The organism is Kitasatospora sp. NPDC048715 (assembly GCF_043198905.1).
GTDB classification, from domain to species: Bacteria; Actinomycetota; Actinomycetes; order Streptomycetales; family Streptomycetaceae; genus Kitasatospora; species Kitasatospora lactacystinica.
This window is the reverse complement of sequence record NZ_JBICVH010000018.1, coordinates 81,270-96,458: the sequence shown is the minus strand read 5'-3', so window position 1 is coordinate 96,458 and position 15,189 is coordinate 81,270. Positions and strand designations below refer to the sequence as shown.

Below are 15,189 nucleotides of genomic sequence, written 5' to 3'. Positions count from 1 at the left end.
ACGGCGGGAACGCCCCTGGCAGGGGCGTTCCCGGGTTGTCGTGCCGTCGGCCGGGGGCGCGGGCCGGTTCGCTACAGCTTCCGCAGCAGGTCCGCCGCCGAGGGCAGCCTCGGCTGCTCCTTCGGCGCGCTCGGCGCCATCGGCACGAACGGCTTCGGAGCCTCGTCCGCGAGCACGTCCCCCGCGGCCTGGAGCAGGGGCAGCGCCAGCAGCGCGCCGAAGCCCTCGCCCATGGTGATGCCCTGGTCCTGCAACGGCGTCAGGGTCAGCCGGTCGTACGCCTTCGCCTGGGCCGGCTCGCCGCTGGACTGCCCGGCCCGCCACCACTCGGGCGCCCGGAAGGCGATCCGCTGCGCGACCAGCGCACAGGCCGCCGAGACCACACCGTCCAGCACCACCGGCAGCCGCCGCACGGCCGCCTGGAGCAGGAAGCCGGTGATCGCCGCGAAGTCGGCCCCGCCGGTGGCGCCGAGCAGCGCGAGCTGGTCGCCGAGCACCGGCCGGGCCCGCCGCAGCGAGTCCCGGATCGTGGCGCACTTGACCATCCACACCCGGTCGTCGATCCCGGAGCCGCGCCCGGTCACCGCCGCCGCGTCCGTCCCGCAGAGCGCGCCGACCAGCACGCCGGCCACCGTGGTGGCGCCGACCCCGAGGTCGCCGAGCAGCACCAGGTCGGTGCCGGCCTCGGCCTCCTCGTCGGCGACGGCCATGCCGGCCCGGAACGCCCGGACGGTCTCCTGCGCGGTGAGCGCGTCCTCGACGTCGATCCGCCCGGAGCCGCGCCGGATCCGGTGGGTGACCACCTCGTCCGGGAAGTCGGCCGGGTCGGCGTCCACCGCGACGTCGACGACCCGCACCCGGGCGCCGTAGCGCGCGGCCAGCCGGGACACCGGCGCGCTGCCGTCGAGCACGGCCCGCACCCGGGCCGCGGTGCCGCCCTCGGCGGGCATCCGGGACACCCCGAGCGCCGCGACGCCGTGGTCGGCGGCGAACAGCAGCACCTTGGGAGCGGAGATCGGCCGCACCGGGGAGCGCCCCTGCACGGAGGCCAGCCAACTGCCCAGCTCCTCCAGCTTGCCGAGCCCGCCGCGCGGGCGGTCGGCCGCCTGCCAGCGCTCGTCGGCGGCCCGCCGGGCGCTCTCGTCGGGGCGCTCGACGAGAGAGGAGAACGTATCGAGATCCACGGTCGTGTCCATCGTCCGGAAGGCTACACGCCGAAGGTGTTCAGCCTGCGGCTGGCTTGACGGTCAGCACCTGCCCGGCCACGACCAGCAGGACCCGCTCCGAGGCGTCCGCCACGGCCATGTTGAGCCGGCCCAGGGTGTCGCGGAAGCGGCGGCCCGCGGCGGTGGCGGGGACGACGCCCATGCCGACCTCGTTGCTCACCGCGACGACCGTGCGCCCGGTGGCCGCCCAGGCGCGTGCCAGCGCCTCGCAGCGGCGCTGGACCGCGCTTTCGCCCCGGTCCGCCCAGACCTCGTCGTCCCAGGCGTCGCACTCGTCCATGACGGAGGTCAGCCACAGCGCCAGGCAGTCGACCAGCACCGGGGCCGGGTCGGTGGGGTCGGCCAGCACGGTCTCCAGGTCGCAGGTCTCGGCGGTGCGCCAGCTCGACGGGCGGCGCTCCCGGTGCAGCGCGACCCGCTGGGCCCACTCGGCGTCGCCGTCCCGGGTGCCGCCGGTGGCCACGTACAGGACGTCCGGGTGGTCGGCGAGCAGCTGTTCGGCGCGGGTGGACTTGCCGGAGCGGGCGCCGCCGAGCAGCAGGGTGCGGGGCAGCGGGGGACGGGTGGGCTCGGAGGGGGTCGCCATGCCGCCCATCCTGCCGGACCGGGCCGCCGGACCGGGCCGCCGGACCAGGCATACGGAAGATCGGGCCGGGCAGGCTATGGTGCGCAGCAACACAGGCAGCGTGGTCAGTGGGAGGAGCCGGCATGGTCTGGACGTGGCGGTACGAGAAGGCGGACGGCAGCGCGGTGACGCCCGGCGGCGGCCAGGAGGAGTTCGCGGGCCAGGGAGACGCCGAGACCTGGATCGGGGAGACCTGGAAGCAGCTCGCGGAGGACGGTGTGGACACCGCGGTGCTGCTGGACGACGACCGCGTCGTCTATGCGATGAGCCTGCGCGAGGAGTAGGCCCGACGGGGTGGGGCGGTCGCCCGGCGGCTGCTCCGCCCCGGATCCGCTCCGGCTTCGCCCGGATCGGCCCAGCCCCGGGCTACTTCGCCCCGATCACGTGCAGGAGCGCGGCGACCTGCCGGTACGGGTCGGTGCGGCCGGCCCGGTACTCGGCTTCCAGGAGCTGGGCCAGCTGCCGCCCGTCCACCGGCGGGGCCGCGTCGTCCGGGGCGTTGTCGGTGAAGACCCGCACGCCGTACCAGTGCCGCAGCGGCACCGACACCTCGGAGAGGGTGACGGTGAGGTCGCCGAGCCGGTCGGCCCGCGCGGCCAGCCCGAGCCGGTTGTAGTACCGGTCGCTCTCGAAGGCGTGCAGGGCGGCCCGCCAGTCCCCGGCGGCGGCCGGCCGCAGGGCGAGCGCGTCGCGGTTGCGGACCAGCAGCGAGAGCAATCCGCCGGGGGCCAGCAGCCGGGCCAGCGAGGCGATCATCGGATCGGGGTCGGGCAGGTACATCAGCACGCCGTGGCAGAGCACCACGTCGAAGCTGCGCGGGCCGAACCAGCGCCCGCACTGGTGGCCGTCGCCGCTGAGCAGCTGCATCCGGCCGCGGACCTCCGGCGGCTCCTCGGCGAGCGCCCCCTGGGCGACGCCGAGCGCGACCGGGTCCGAGTCGATCCCGGTGACGTAGTGGCCGGCCCGGGCCAGCCGCAGGGCCTGGGTGCCCTGGCCGCAGCCGATGTCGAGCACCCGCTGCGCGCTGCGCCCGGCGAGCTGCTCGGCGAGCTGGCGGGCGACGAGCTCCTGGCGGACGAAGTTGCGCAGCCCGCCGAGCCGGTCCAGCCAGGCGCCGGTGCCGCCCGCGAAGGACCCGCTGCGCGAGGGCAGCCTGCGCTCCTGGGCGAGACGGTCGTGGCCGCCGTCCCCCTGCCCCGGAAGCGCGTAGAGGCCGGGCCCCTCCCAGGACGGGGGGGCCCAGCCGGAGTCGACCGGTTCGGCGGTCAGGGCTTCTCCCCGCGCCGCACCTGCGGCTTGGGCAGGCGCAGCCGGCGCATCTGGAGGGTGCGCATGATGCCGTACGCGACGGCGCCGCGGGTGTTCTGCCCGGCGAAGCGCTCGGCGAGCTGCTTGCGCAGGCCGAAGCCGAGGCGGACGAAGTCCAGGATCACGAGCACGAAGAACAGCAGGAACAGCAGGGTGGAGAGCAGCTGGAGCGTCGGCACCTTGACGATGCTGAGCACCAGGATGACCACGGCGGCCGGCAGGAAGAACTCGGCGAGCGACCAGCGGGAGTCCACGTAGTCGCGGGCGAACTTGCGCACCGGGCCCTTGTCACGGGCCGGCAGGTGGCGCTCGTCGCCGTTCATCAGGGCCTGGCGCTGCTTCTCGCGCTCGGTGCGCATCCGCTCGCGCCCTTGACGGGCGGCCTCCTTGCGGTCCTTGGGCACGGTCACCCGGGTACGCCGGTTGGCCTCGGCCTCACTGCGCTTGGGGGTGGGGCGGCCCTTCTTGGCCTGCGGATCGCGGGCCTGGGTCGTCTCGTCCTGCTTCTCCAGCACGGTGGCGGAGGCGGCGGCATCATCTGAACGGCGTCGGAACACACCACCAGCGTACGGGGTGCGACGCGGCTTCCACGGGTGCCCTCGGACCCAAACGCATATCGATACCGCCAGGTCGCCGTCCGAAGCGGGTTTCCCGGGGCCTTCCCGTAGGGGATCAGTCGGATGGACGATGGGGGGTATGAGGGGCGGATCCACCCGGGGGAGGAGGAAACGCCACTGGTCCCTGTAGCAGTCTTGTTGCAGGCAGGTGCACTGCGGCGACGGGCTCGCTGCACATACACTCGTCGTGTCTGGTAACGAGATAAAGACCGCAGGCCGGAGAAGGGGGCACCCGAGGCCCATGAGCGACGGAATCATGAAGCGTATGGGGTTGATCTTCCGCTCCAAGGCGAACAAGGCCTTGGATCGGGCGGAGGATCCCCGTGAGACGCTCGACTACTCCTACCAGAAGCAGCTCGAACTGCTGCAGAAGGTACGGCGTGGTGTCGCGGACGTCGCGACCTCGCGCAAGCGGCTCGAACTCCAGCTGACGCAGCTGCAGCAGCAGTCCGCCAAGTACGAGGACCAGGGCCGCAAGGCGCTGTCGCTCGGCCGCGAGGACCTCGCCCGCGAGGCGCTGACCCGCAAGGCCAGCATGCAGTCGCAGATCACCGACCTGGAGACGCAGTACCAGCAGCTCCAGGCCGAGGAGGAGAAGCTCACGCTCGCCTCCCAGCGACTTCAGGCCAAGGTGGACGCCTTCCGCACCAAGAAGGAGACCATCAAGGCGACGTACACGGCCGCCCAGGCGCAGACCCGCATCGCCGAGTCCTTCTCCGGGATCTCGGAGGAGATGGGCGACGTCGGCCTGGCGATCCAGCGTGCCGAGGACAAGACGGCCCAGATGCAGGCCCGGGCCGGTGCGATCGACGAGCTGCTCGCCTCGGGCGCGCTCGACGACGCGAGCGGTCTCGGCCGCAAGGACGACATCGAGGCCGAGCTGGAGCGGGTGGCCGGCGGTTCCGACGTCGAGCTGGAGCTGGCCCGGATGAAGGCCGAGCTGTCCGGCCCCTCCTCGACCGGCCCCGCCGCGATCGAGCAGGGCAAGCAGGACGCCCAGCCGCAGCCGCAGCAGGACACCCCGCGCATCAATTACAACAAGTGATCTGAGCTCGACCCACGAACCAGGGAGACGCACGGCATGATCATGAGGGTCATGGGTGAGGGGCAGTACGAGGTGGGCGACGACCACCTGAGCCTGCTCAACGAGCTCGACGCCGAGCTCGTCACTGCGGTGGATTCGGGGGACGAGACGCTCTTCCGCCAGGCCTACGGCAAGCTCATCGACGCGGTGAAGCAGTACGGCACCCCGGTGCCGCTGGATTCGCTGGAGCCGTCCGAGCTGATCCTGCCGAGCGCCGACGCGACGATCGACGAGGTCCGCGAGCTGCTGATGGCCGACGGCGAGGGCGTGATCCCGGGCTTCCCCGAGTAGCGCCAGCGGCTGCTGCCAGACGAAAGGGCGGGCCCCCTCCGGTGGGAGGGGGCCCGCCCTTCGCCGTTGTCCGCGGGACGGGCTACGGCAGGGCCAGCATCCGGTCCAGGGCCGCCTTGGCGTGCTTCTCGGTCTCCGGGTCGACGGTGATCACGTTCGGTACCCGGCCCTCGACCAGCGACTCCAGTGCCCACACCAGGTGCGGCAGGTCGATCCGGTTCATGGTGGAGCAGAAGCAGACCGCGCGGTCCAGGAAGACGATCTCCTTGTCCGGGTGCGCCTTGGCCAGGCGGCGGACGAGGTTCAGCTCGGTGCCGATGGCCCACTTGGAGCCGGGCTCGGCGGCGTCCAGCGCCTTGATGATGTACTCGGTCGAGCCCACCATGTCGGCGGCCGCGACGACCTCGTGCTTGCACTCGGGGTGCACCAGGACGTTCACGCCGGGGATCCGCTCGCGGACGTCGTTCACCGAGTCCAGGCTGAACCGGCCGTGCACCGAGCAGTGGCCGCGCCAGAGGATCATCTTCGCGTCCCGCAGCTGTTCGGCGGTCAGGCCGCCGTTCGGCCGGTGCGGGTTGTAGACGACGCAGTCGTCCAGCGAGAAGCCCATGTCCCGCACCGCGGTGTTGCGGCCGAGGTGCTGGTCGGGCAGGAACAGGACCTTCTGGCCCTGCTCGAAGGCCCACTCCAGGGCGCGCTTGGCGTTGGAGGAGGTGCAGATGAGGCCGCCGTGCCGGCCGGTGAAGGCCTTGATGTCGGCGGAGGAGTTCATGTACGAGACCGGGACGGTGACGTCGGCTATGCCGGCGTCGGTCAGCACGTCCCAGCACTCGGCGACCTGCTCGGCGGTGGCCATGTCGGCCATCGAGCAGCCGGCCGCGAGGTCCGGCAGGACGACCTGCTGCCGCTCGCTGGTGAGGATGTCCGCGGACTCGGCCATGAAGTGCACGCCGCAGAAGACGATGTACTCGGCCTCGGGGCGGGCCGCCGCGTCGCGGGCGAGCTTGAAGGAGTCGCCGGTGACGTCGGCGAACTCGATCACCTCGTCGCGCTGGTAGTGGTGGCCGAGGATGAAGACGCGGTCGCCGAGCGCGGCCTTGGCCGCGCGGGCGCGCTCGACGAGGTTCGGGTCGGAGGCCGGGGGGAGGTCACCGGGGCATTCGACGCCGCGCTCGCTGTTCGGATCGGCCTCGCGGCCGAGCAGCAGCAGAGCGAGCGGCGTCGGAGTGGGGTCGACGCCGTGGGTCTCGGTGATGGTGGTGGTCACGGGCGGGTGCCCTTCTGTGCGGCCGAGCTAGCGGTGGGGCCTTTTCGTCTAACTGACGCTATCTATTCTAACCGCTTAGCGTCAGAGTGACGATGGCCATCCTGTCGATGTGACGAGAACCGCTCGCCGAAACGGACCCCCGGCGGAGCCCGATAGCCGATTCGGGGCAGTCCGGCGTGGCCGAATCGATACTTCGAAGCCCACGGGTATGGCTGAGCCATGAAAGCAATCGCGATCAACCGCTACGGCGGCCCCGAGGTGGTCGAGTACACCGACCTGCCCGACCCCAAGGTCGGACCCGACTCCGTCCTGGTCGAGGTCCGGGCGGCCGGGGTGAACCCGGTGGACTGGAAGGTCCGGGACGGCGCCCTGGACGGCATCCTCGACGCGCACTTCCCGCTGGTCATGGGCTGGGACCTGGCCGGCGTGGTGCGCGCCGTCGGCGGCGGGATCACCGAGTTCGCCCCGGGCGACGAGGTCTACGGCTACGTCCGCAAGGACGCCGTCGAGCACGGCACCTACGCCGAGTTGGTCTCCGCCCCGGTCCGCACCCTGGCCCGCAAGCCGGCCGCGCTGGACTGGGCGCAGTCCGGCGGCCTGCCGCTGGCCGGGCTCACCGCCCTGCAGGGCCTGCGGGCGCTGCGTCTCGCCGAGGGGGAGACCGTCCTGGTGCACGCCGCCGCGGGCGGGGTGGGCCACCTGGCGGTGCAGCTGGCCCGGGCCTTCGGTGCCCGGGTGATCGGCACCGCGGCCGAGCGCAACCACGACTTCCTGCGGGGCCTCGGCGCCGAGCCGGTGGTGTACGGCGAGGGCCTGGCCGACCGGGTCCGCGCGCTCGCCCCCGACGGGGTGGACGCGGCCCTCGACCTGGTCGGCCACGGTGCCGTCCAGGTCTCGGCCGGCCTGGTGGCCGACCCGGGCCGGATCGCCTCGACCACCGACTTCGGGGTCAAGGCGCTCGGCGGCCGGTACGTCTGGGTCCGCCCGGACGCCGGCGACCTCGCCGAGCTGGCCGCGATCGCCGACGACGGCCGGCTGACGGTCACCGTCGCCTCGACCTTCCCGCTGGCCCAGGCCGCCTCCGCCCAGGCGCTCAGCGCCGAGGGCCGCACCCGGGGGAAGATCGTGCTGCTCGTTCCGTGACGGCCTCCGGCCCGTCATCCTTCGGCGGTGAACTCGTCCAGGTCATCCGCCAGAATGGTGACGAACCGTTTCGGCAGTGGCAGCCCGCCGCCGGAGCGCCCCACCGACCCCCGTACGACCCGTGGAGCCCCGCACCCATGACCAGCAGCCGAGCGCACGAGGTGGTCGGGGCCGACCTGGACGAGACCGACCGGCTCCTGCTCGCCCGGCTCGGCAGCGACGGCCGTGCCTCGTACGCCGAGATCGGCCTGCAGGTGAACCTCTCCGCCACCGCCGTGCGCCGGCGGATCGACCGGCTGCGGGCGCGCGGCGTGGTGCGGGGCTTCACCGTGGTGCTCGACCCGTCCGTGCTGGGCTGGCAGACCGAGGCCTTCGTCGAGGTCTACTGCCGCGAGCGCACCGCCCCCGAGGAGATCCTCGCCAGCCTGCGGCAGTTCCCCGAGGTGATCGCCGCCTGGACGGTCACCGGCGACCCGGACGCCCTGGTGCACCTGCGGGCCGCCGACATGCGCCACCTGGAGGCCGTCATCGAGCGCATCCGGCGCGAGCCCGGAGTCCAGCGCAGCCGCTCCTCGGTGGTCCTCTCCCAGCTCATCGGGTGACCCGGGCGGTGTCCCGCGGGCCGTCGCCGGGCCCGCCGGGACCCACCGGACGCGACCTTCCCGGCCCCCACGCAGGAATCCTGCGCGGACCGGCCCGAAGACGCCCGAAACCTGCCTGACCAGCCGCGTTCCGACGCGCGGTGAGGCGCTCGTGCTGCCTACGCTGATCACGTCCGGTCGTCGCGGTGAGGCGTCCCGCCGGTCGGACGCCCCCCGACACCCCACGCCGAGAGGGACAGCCGTGTCCGCAGCACCCGACCGCATGCACCGGCCCGACAACGAACTGGTCGACCTGGTTTTCGACTACATGCGGGAGCGGCTGCAGTACGACCCCGTCCCGCTCGACCACCCCGGGGACGGCGAGCACCTGCGCGCCCAGCTGTCCGGCCTGCTGAACCAGGACGGCAACAACCCGGTCGACGTGCTCAAGCTGTACGACCACGAGCTGTCCCGGGCGGTCATCTCCGCCGACAGCCCGCGCTACCTGTCCTTCATCCCGTGCGCCCCGACCAAGGCCGCGCTGCTGTTCGACATGGTCGTCTCCTGCGCCTCCCTGCAGGGCATCTCCTGGCTGGAGGCGGCCGGCGCGATCGCCGCCGAGAACCAGGTGCTGCGCCTGATCGCCGACCGCGCGGGCCTGCCCCAGTCGGCCGGCGGCACCTTCGTCTCCGGCGGCTCGGCCGGCAACCTCTCCGCCCTGGTGGTCGCCCGCGACACCGCCCGCCGCCGACTGGGTGTCGGACCGGAGGCGCGGCTGCGGATAGCCGTCGCCGACCAGGTGCACTCCTCGGTCAAGAACACCTTCAACATCATCGGCGTCGAGGCCTTCAAGGTCCCGACCGTCGACCGCAGGTTCACCGGCGAGGCGCTGCGCGCCGCCCTGGCCGCCGACCCGAACCCGGAGACGGTGATCGGCGTCGTCGGCACCGCCGGCACCACCAACGAGGGCATCGTCGACGACCTCAAGGGCCTGGCCGAGGTCGCCCGCGAGCGCGACCTGTGGTTCCACGTGGACGGCGCCTACGGCGGCGCGGGCCTGTTCGCCCCCTCGGTGCGGGAGCGCTACGAGGGCATCGAGCACGCCGACTCCTTCGTGGTCGACCCGCACAAGTGGCTGTTCGCCCCCTTCGACTGCGCCGCGCTGATCTACCGCAACCCGCAGCTCGCCCGCGCCGTGCACACCCAGGACGCCTCCTACCTGGACGTCCTGCACACCGAGGGCGACGAGTGGAACCCCACCGACTACGCCTACCACCTGACCCGGCGCGCCCGCGGCCTGCCGCTCTGGTTCTCGCTGGCCGTGCACGGCGTCCAGGCCTACACCGACGCCATCGAGGCCGGCCTCACCCTGGCCCGCGAGACCGCGCAGCTGATCCGCGAGAACGAGCACCTGGAGCTGCTGTTCGACCCGCAGCTCTCGGCGGTCTGCTTCAAGCGCAAGGGCTGGACCAACGACGACTACTACCGCTGGTCGCAGCAGCTGCTCGCGGACCAGATCGGCTTCGTCACCCCCACCGGCTGGGACGGCGAGACCGTCGCCCGGTTCGCCTTCCTGCACCCGGGCACCACCATGGAGATGGTCCGGGAGATCCTGGACACCATGGCCTGAGCCCGCTCCCGTCACGGCCCCGTCGGCAGTCCCGGCGGGGCCGTACGCGTGCCCGCGCCCTACAGGAACGCCCCGCTCGGCAGGTACGGCGCCGGCGGCCGCATCCCGCGGACCCCGACGAAGCCTGCGGCCCGCGGCGTCAGCCCGACCTCCAGCCCGACGTCCAGCGCCCACTCCTGCTCCGCGGTCAGGTGCTCCACCCGCGCCTCGGTCCCCTCCGGCACCCGGGACAGCGCCTCGCGCAGCAGCCGGGCGGCGATCCGCTTGCTGGTGGCCGCGAGCAGCCGCACCACGCCGCCGTCCCGGTAGCAGTAGCCGCTGCCGGCCAGCGCGTCGGCGATCAGCAGCTCCTCGAAGTGGCCCAGCATCAGCTCGTGGTCCGGCCCGTGCGCGGACCCGCGCAGCCGCCGGTCCACCGAGTCCAGCAGGTGCAGGTGGGTGGCGTTGCCGCGGTGCACCGGGATGTCCCCCGGGTCGAGCAGCCCCTCCCGGTCCACCCGCCCGGCCAGCCGCATCGCCGGGTGCAGGGTGAAGCCGGCCAGCCGGTAGCGGCGGGCCGCCGCCGGGGAGTCCGCCGCGCAGACCATCCCGCGCAGACAGCCCCGGGAGTGCGCCGCCGCCCGTTCCAGCAGCAGCCGCCCGACGCCCCTGCCCTGCGCGGACGGCCGGACGGCGTACAGCGACGGCGCCCACAGGCCCTCCCGGCGGATCGACAGCACCGCCCCGACCGGCTCGCCGGCGCTCTCCGCCAGCCAGCAGCCGCCGGGATCGGTGCGCGCCAGGTGTCTGGTCCGGGCCAGTCGCAGCGGCGTCGGCCCCGGCGCCGCCGCGGCCGGGGAGGCGTCGGCGAACGCGGCGTCGGCGAGCTCCTGGACGGCCTCCGCGTCCGCGGCGGTGTCCCTGACCGGGCGAAGGATCATGGGAACCATCCTGGCGTCCGGCGGCCCGCCGCGGGGCCGGTTCGCCCGGATCCGCACCTCGCGCGGTGACCCGTCCCGCGGGGGTGTGCGAGCATGGGGAGCGTAGGGGACGCGGGTGGCACACCCGGCCCACGGATATTCGGTCGCGAACAGGCCGCAGAAATCAATCGCCGTCCGGGAAATGAAACCGGACGGCTGTTGGTTGGCACTGGCGGCAGACCGTCGTCAAGACCGGGAGAAAGCAGATGACCGTCCAGGACGAGACCACCGTCGAGAGTGGCATCCTCCTCACCGATGCCGCCGCGGGCAAGGTCAAGGCCCTGCTGGAGCAGGAGGGCCGCGAGGACCTCGCGCTGCGCGTCGCCGTCCAGCCCGGTGGCTGCTCCGGCCTGCGTTACCAGCTGTTCTTCGACGAGCGCTCGCTCGACGGCGACGTGATCAAGGACTTCGACGGCGTCAAGGTCGTCACCGACCGGATGAGCGCCCCGTACCTGGGCGGCGCCACCGTCGACTTCGTCGACACCATCGAGAAGCAGGGCTTCACCATCGACAACCCGAACGCCACCGGCTCCTGCGCCTGCGGCGACTCGTTCAGCTAGGCCCGCTGCGGAAGGCGGCCCCGGGGATCACCCCGGGGCCGCCTTCTCGTTTCCCGCCCGCGCGGGGCCGCCCGGCGCCCGCGGGGACGGCTACCGTCCGGCGACGTCCGGGCTCACCGGGTCCGGCCCCATGTGCGGGTCGCCCTCCAGCGGCAGCTCCTGGCCGCTGGTCCGGTCGACGACGGTCCGCCCGGCCAGCGGCGAGCGCAGGTCGGCCGAGACCGACTGCCGCTTGGCCAGCGCGTTGCACACCTGCCCGGGCTGGACGGTGGGCGGGCCCGGCACGACCAGCACGTCCACCCGGCCCGGCTGGGACTCGTCCGCCTTCAGCGTGTACGTGGTGCAGACCCCGCCGAAGAAGTAGACGGTCAGCTTGGTGGTGCCGTCCACCCGGTAGGCGACCGGCGGACGGACGGGCGCGCCAGAACCGTTCGGGTTCGGCTCGCCCACCGCGATCCCGTTGCCCGGGGGAGTGCCGGGGGCCGGCTGCCCGGGCGCGGGCGAGGCCGGGGTGGGCGTGAAGCCGCCCGGCGGCCGGGCCGGCTGCGAGGCGCCGGAGGAACTCCCGGTCGGCGCCGCCGAGGACGGGCTCGCGGAGTCCGTCGGGGCCTGCGGGGAGGCACTCTCCGAGGCCGACGCGGCGGCCGAGCCGCTCGCCGCGGCGTCCGAGGCGGGCTTGCCGCCCCCGCCGCAGCCGGCCACCGTCATCACCGCCGCCAGCGCCAGACCCGCCAGGGCCACCGCCCGCCGACCGCGCCGGGGCATCGTCTCCGGTTCCATCTGCACATCCTCCCGAGGGTTCAGCGGTGCCGCTTCCTCGCCGCTCCGCGCGGATGTGACGTGCTCCGGTCGGATCCGGTTCCGTACCGGTCGGATCCGTTCCGGCGCGGGCTCAGAAGCCGTACTCGGCCATCCCGGCCACCATCCGCTGCGCCCCGGACGGGACCCGGAAGCCGGTCGGTGCGGGGGTGGCGGGCTGCGGACCGGCCGCGAGCTGCGGCCAGAACCGGCGCAGCCGCCGGGAGGAGTCCACCAGGGCGTCGAGCGTCTCGCCGTCCTCGGTCCGCAGGACGGGCGGGGAGCAGTGGTCGGTCATCATCGGGCATCGCTCCGATCCAGGGCCGTGGCCACGCTGCCACGGTCGACGGCGGGGCCCGCGCGACGGGCCCCCACGGCCGACCCTAGGCAGGGGCCCGGCCGCCCACCAGTGCTACCGGGAGGTAGTACACGTTCGAGGGCCACGGGTGCCACCATGGCCGTGCGGGCGGCAACTTGCGGCACTCTTGCCTGGGCGCTCCCCGGGGCCGGGTACCGTGGGTGGGTTCATCCCCGCCTGCCCGTTGGCCCCGCAGCCATCCTGAGGAGACCTTCCGTGCGTATCGCCGTTGCCGGCTCGATCGCCACCGACCACCTGATGACGTTCCCCGGCCGGTTCGCCGACCAGCTCGTCGCCGAGCAGCTGCACACCGTGTCGCTGTCCTTCCTGGTCGACACCCTGGACATCCGCCGCGGCGGCGTCGCGCCGAACATCACCTTCGGCATGGGTGTGCTCGGCCTGCGCCCGGTCCTGGTCGGCGCCGCCGGCGCGGACTTCGCCGAGTACCGCAGCTGGCTGGAGCGCAACAACGTGGACTGCGACTCCGTCCACATCTCCGAGACCCGGCACACCGCGCGCTTCATGTGCACCACGGACGAGGACCACAACCAGATCGCCTCGTTCTACACCGGTGCCATGGCCGAGGCCCGCAACATCGAGCTGAAGCCGATCGCCGACCGCGTCGGCGGCCTGGACCTCGTCCTGATCGGCGCCGACGACCCGCAGGGCATGGTCCGCCACACCCAGGAGTGCCGCACCCGCGGCTACGCCTTCGCCGCCGACCCCTCCCAGCAGCTGGCCCGCCTGGAGGGCGACGACATCCGCGAGATCGTGGACGGCGCCGCGTACCTCTTCACCAACGAGTACGAGGCCGCGCTGATCGAGAGCAAGACCGGCTGGGGCGCCGAGGAGCTGCTCACCCGCGTCGGCACCCGGATCACCACCCTGGGCAGCAAGGGCGTCCGGATCGAGCGCAAGGGCGAGGCGCCGATCCTGGTCGGCTGCGCCAAGGAGGAGGCCAAGGTCGACCCGACCGGCGTCGGCGACGCCTTCCGCGCCGGCTTCCTGGCCGGCCTGTCCTGGGACCTCGACCTGGAGCGCTCCGCCCAGCTCGGCTGCATGCTCGCCACCCTGGTGATCGAGACCGTCGGCACCCAGGAGTACGAGCTGCGCCCGGCCGCCTTCCTGAAGCGCTTCGAGGAGGCCTACGGAGCCGAGGCGGTCGCCGAGATCAGCGGGCACCTGGTCAAGTAGTCCGCCCCGCTCAGGAGCGACGCAGCACGAGGTAGGCCGAGCCCCGGTCGCCGCCGTACTCGGCGGCCGGGGCCTCGCCCGCGTACTCCTGCCCGCGCATCCCGCACCAGGCCGGGATGTCCAGCCGGGCCGCCTCGTCGTCCGCCAGCACCGCGACCGTGCCGCCCCGCGGCACCTCGCCGATCCGCTTCGCCAGCTCGATCACCGGCAGCGGGCAGCGCTTGCCCAGCGCGTCGATGACCAGCAGCGACTCCCGGGCCGCCGGCTCGGGTTCGGGCGCGGGCCCGGGCGCCGGCAGGTCCAGCCCGAGCGGCGCCCGGACGCCGGCCACCAGCTCCGGCAGCACCGCGAGGAACCGCTCCACGTCGGCCTCGGCCGTCCCGTACGGCAGCGAGACCCGCACGTTCCCCTCGGTGAGCACGCCCATCGCCGCCAGCACGTGGCTGGGCGTCAGCGTGGACGAGGTGCAGGAGGAGCCGGAGGAGACCGCGAAGCCCGCCCGGTCCAGCTCGGTCAGCAGCACCTCCCCGTCCACGTACAGGCAGGAGAAGGTGACGATGTGCGGCAGCCGCCGCACCGGGTCGCCGACCACCTCGACCTCGGGCACCAGCTGGGGTACCCGGGTGCGGATCCGCTCCACCAGCGCGTGCAGCCGGCTGTTCTCCCGCTCGGCCTCGGCGCGTACGGCGCGCAGCGAGGCGGCCGCGGCCACGATCGCGGGGACGTTGACGTAGCCGGGCACCCGGCCGCCCTCGCGCTCGTCGGCCGGCAGCGGCGAGGCGTACCGGACGCCCTTGCGCACCGCCAGCACCCCGACCCCGGGCGGGCCGCCCCACTTGTGGGCGCTCGCGGTCAGCAGCGACCAGCCCGCCGGGACGTCCATCCGCCCGGCGCTCTGCGCGGCGTCCACCAGCAGCGGGACGCCGGCCGCGGCGCACAGTTCGGCGACCTCGCCGACCGGCTGGACCGTGCCGACCTCGTGGTTGGCGCTCTGCAGCGCGGCCAGCGCGGTGTCCGGGCGCAGCAGCGCGCCGAAGGCCGCCGGGTCGGCCCGGCCGCCGCGGTCCACCGGCGCCACCGAGACCTCGCCCCCGCCCGCCAGGTGGCGTTCCGCGACGTGCAGCACGCTGGAGTGCTCCACCGCGGAGTGCGCGAAGTGGCCGCCGCGCCGCCGGTTCCCGGTCAGCGCGCCCAGCAGGCCGAGTTGGACGGCCTGGGTGCCGCTCGCGGTGAAGGCGATCTCGTCCGCCCGGGTGCCCAGCACCGCGGCCACCGTCTCGCGGGCGGCGTCCAGCAGCATCCGGGCCTGTCGGCCGGAGCGGTAGAGCCGGGCCGGATCGGCCCAGCCCTCGTCCAGGGCGGCGGTCAGAGCCTGCCGCGCGACGGGGTGCAGAGGGGCCGTCGAGGCCGCGTCGAAGTACACGGTGACATTTAACGACACACCCGGCCGGAGTCAGGGGCCCCTCGCACGGCTCACCCGCCGTCAGTCGATCATCCCGAATGTCCGCTTCGTCCGCGTCCGACGGGCCGTCACGGGCGTCGTCCGAG

17 protein-coding genes are annotated in these 15,189 nt (G+C 73.7%); 8 read left to right on the top strand and 9 right to left on the bottom strand.

What is annotated here, in order from left to right:
- Window positions 1–71: 71 nt before the first annotated feature.
- Window positions 72–1,196 carry a nicotinate-nucleotide--dimethylbenzimidazole phosphoribosyltransferase gene (locus ACGFSC_RS30565; RefSeq protein ID WP_359897022.1) on the bottom strand — a complete coding sequence of 375 codons (1,125 nt, stop codon included), beginning with the start codon at window positions 1,194–1,196 and terminating at the stop codon, window positions 72–74.
- Between the two features lie 28 nt (window positions 1,197–1,224).
- The gene (cobU, locus tag ACGFSC_RS30560; protein ID WP_380353207.1) at window positions 1,225–1,812 is read right to left on the bottom strand and encodes a bifunctional adenosylcobinamide kinase/adenosylcobinamide-phosphate guanylyltransferase; all 588 of its coding nucleotides are present in this window, start codon (window positions 1,810–1,812) and stop codon (window positions 1,225–1,227) included.
- A gap of 122 nt (window positions 1,813–1,934) precedes the next feature.
- On the opposite strand from cobU, the gene ACGFSC_RS30555 reads away from it, so the two are divergent.
- Window positions 1,935–2,135, top strand: coding sequence for a hypothetical protein (locus ACGFSC_RS30555; protein ID WP_359897024.1), 201 nt, complete (start codon window positions 1,935–1,937; stop codon window positions 2,133–2,135).
- An 82-nt stretch (window positions 2,136–2,217) separates the two neighbouring features.
- On the opposite strand, the gene ACGFSC_RS30550 is transcribed toward ACGFSC_RS30555, so the two are convergent.
- Together ACGFSC_RS30550 and ACGFSC_RS30545 are read right to left on the bottom strand one after the other, a co-directional pair.
- On the bottom strand, window positions 2,218–2,958 hold the full coding sequence (locus ACGFSC_RS30550) for a methyltransferase domain-containing protein (protein ID WP_359897136.1): 741 nt from the start codon (window positions 2,956–2,958) through the stop codon (window positions 2,218–2,220).
- A 158-nt stretch (window positions 2,959–3,116) separates the two neighbouring features.
- Window positions 3,117–3,716 carry a DUF3043 domain-containing protein gene (locus ACGFSC_RS30545; protein ID WP_359897026.1) on the bottom strand — a complete coding sequence of 200 codons (600 nt, stop codon included), beginning with the start codon at window positions 3,714–3,716 and terminating at the stop codon, window positions 3,117–3,119.
- Window positions 3,717–4,032: 316 nt separating this feature from the next.
- On the opposite strand from ACGFSC_RS30545, the gene ACGFSC_RS30540 reads away from it, so the two are divergent.
- A complete protein-coding gene (locus tag ACGFSC_RS30540) occupies window positions 4,033–4,821 on the top strand; it encodes a PspA/IM30 family protein (protein WP_359897138.1) in 789 nt (262 codons plus the stop codon).
- Between the two features lie 36 nt (window positions 4,822–4,857).
- Window positions 4,858–5,151 carry a hypothetical protein gene (locus ACGFSC_RS30535; protein ID WP_359897028.1) on the top strand — a complete coding sequence of 98 codons (294 nt, stop codon included), beginning with the start codon at window positions 4,858–4,860 and terminating at the stop codon, window positions 5,149–5,151.
- 82 nt (window positions 5,152–5,233) lie between these two features.
- Here ACGFSC_RS30535 and nadA read toward each other — a convergent pair whose 3' ends face one another.
- The gene (gene nadA / locus ACGFSC_RS30530; protein ID WP_359897029.1) at window positions 5,234–6,418 is read right to left on the bottom strand and encodes a quinolinate synthase NadA; all 1,185 of its coding nucleotides are present in this window, start codon (window positions 6,416–6,418) and stop codon (window positions 5,234–5,236) included.
- 219 nt (window positions 6,419–6,637) lie between these two features.
- Between nadA and ACGFSC_RS30525 the strand changes: the two genes are divergently transcribed.
- From ACGFSC_RS30525 to ACGFSC_RS30515, 3 genes are all read left to right on the top strand, one after another.
- Entirely contained in the window at window positions 6,638–7,561 is a 924-nt protein-coding gene (locus ACGFSC_RS30525) for an NADP-dependent oxidoreductase (protein ID WP_359897031.1), read from the top strand.
- A gap of 137 nt (window positions 7,562–7,698) precedes the next feature.
- Window positions 7,699–8,163: an Lrp/AsnC family transcriptional regulator gene (locus ACGFSC_RS30520; protein WP_359897033.1), complete on the top strand. Its 465-nt coding sequence runs from the start codon at window positions 7,699–7,701 to the stop codon at window positions 8,161–8,163.
- 241 nt (window positions 8,164–8,404) lie between these two features.
- On the top strand, window positions 8,405–9,772 hold the full coding sequence (locus tag ACGFSC_RS30515) for a pyridoxal-dependent decarboxylase (RefSeq protein ID WP_359897036.1): 1,368 nt from the start codon (window positions 8,405–8,407) through the stop codon (window positions 9,770–9,772).
- A 59-nt stretch (window positions 9,773–9,831) separates the two neighbouring features.
- Here the strand turns inward: ACGFSC_RS30515 and ACGFSC_RS30510 are convergent, their stop codons facing one another.
- Window positions 9,832–10,692: a GNAT family N-acetyltransferase gene (locus ACGFSC_RS30510; protein ID WP_359897037.1), complete on the bottom strand. Its 861-nt coding sequence runs from the start codon at window positions 10,690–10,692 to the stop codon at window positions 9,832–9,834.
- Window positions 10,693–10,937: 245 nt separating this feature from the next.
- Between ACGFSC_RS30510 and erpA the strand changes: the two genes are divergently transcribed.
- Window positions 10,938–11,291, top strand: a complete 354-nt coding sequence (erpA, locus tag ACGFSC_RS30505; protein WP_359897039.1) for an iron-sulfur cluster insertion protein ErpA — start codon at window positions 10,938–10,940, stop codon at window positions 11,289–11,291.
- 90 nt (window positions 11,292–11,381) lie between these two features.
- Here erpA and ACGFSC_RS30500 read toward each other — a convergent pair whose 3' ends face one another.
- Window positions 11,382–12,071: a hypothetical protein gene (locus tag ACGFSC_RS30500; RefSeq protein WP_359897041.1), complete on the bottom strand. Its 690-nt coding sequence runs from the start codon at window positions 12,069–12,071 to the stop codon at window positions 11,382–11,384.
- A 112-nt stretch (window positions 12,072–12,183) separates the two neighbouring features.
- Complete coding sequence (locus ACGFSC_RS30495; protein ID WP_359897043.1) at window positions 12,184–12,390, bottom strand: hypothetical protein; 207 nt, start codon at window positions 12,388–12,390, stop codon at window positions 12,184–12,186.
- Window positions 12,391–12,663: 273 nt separating this feature from the next.
- Between ACGFSC_RS30495 and ACGFSC_RS30490 the strand changes: the two genes are divergently transcribed.
- Window positions 12,664–13,641, top strand: coding sequence for a carbohydrate kinase family protein (locus ACGFSC_RS30490; protein WP_359897044.1), 978 nt, complete (start codon window positions 12,664–12,666; stop codon window positions 13,639–13,641).
- A gap of 10 nt (window positions 13,642–13,651) precedes the next feature.
- Here the strand turns inward: ACGFSC_RS30490 and ACGFSC_RS30485 are convergent, their stop codons facing one another.
- On the bottom strand, window positions 13,652–15,064 hold the full coding sequence (locus tag ACGFSC_RS30485) for an aminotransferase class V-fold PLP-dependent enzyme (protein ID WP_359897046.1): 1,413 nt from the start codon (window positions 15,062–15,064) through the stop codon (window positions 13,652–13,654).
- Window positions 15,065–15,189: the final 125 nt, after the last annotated feature.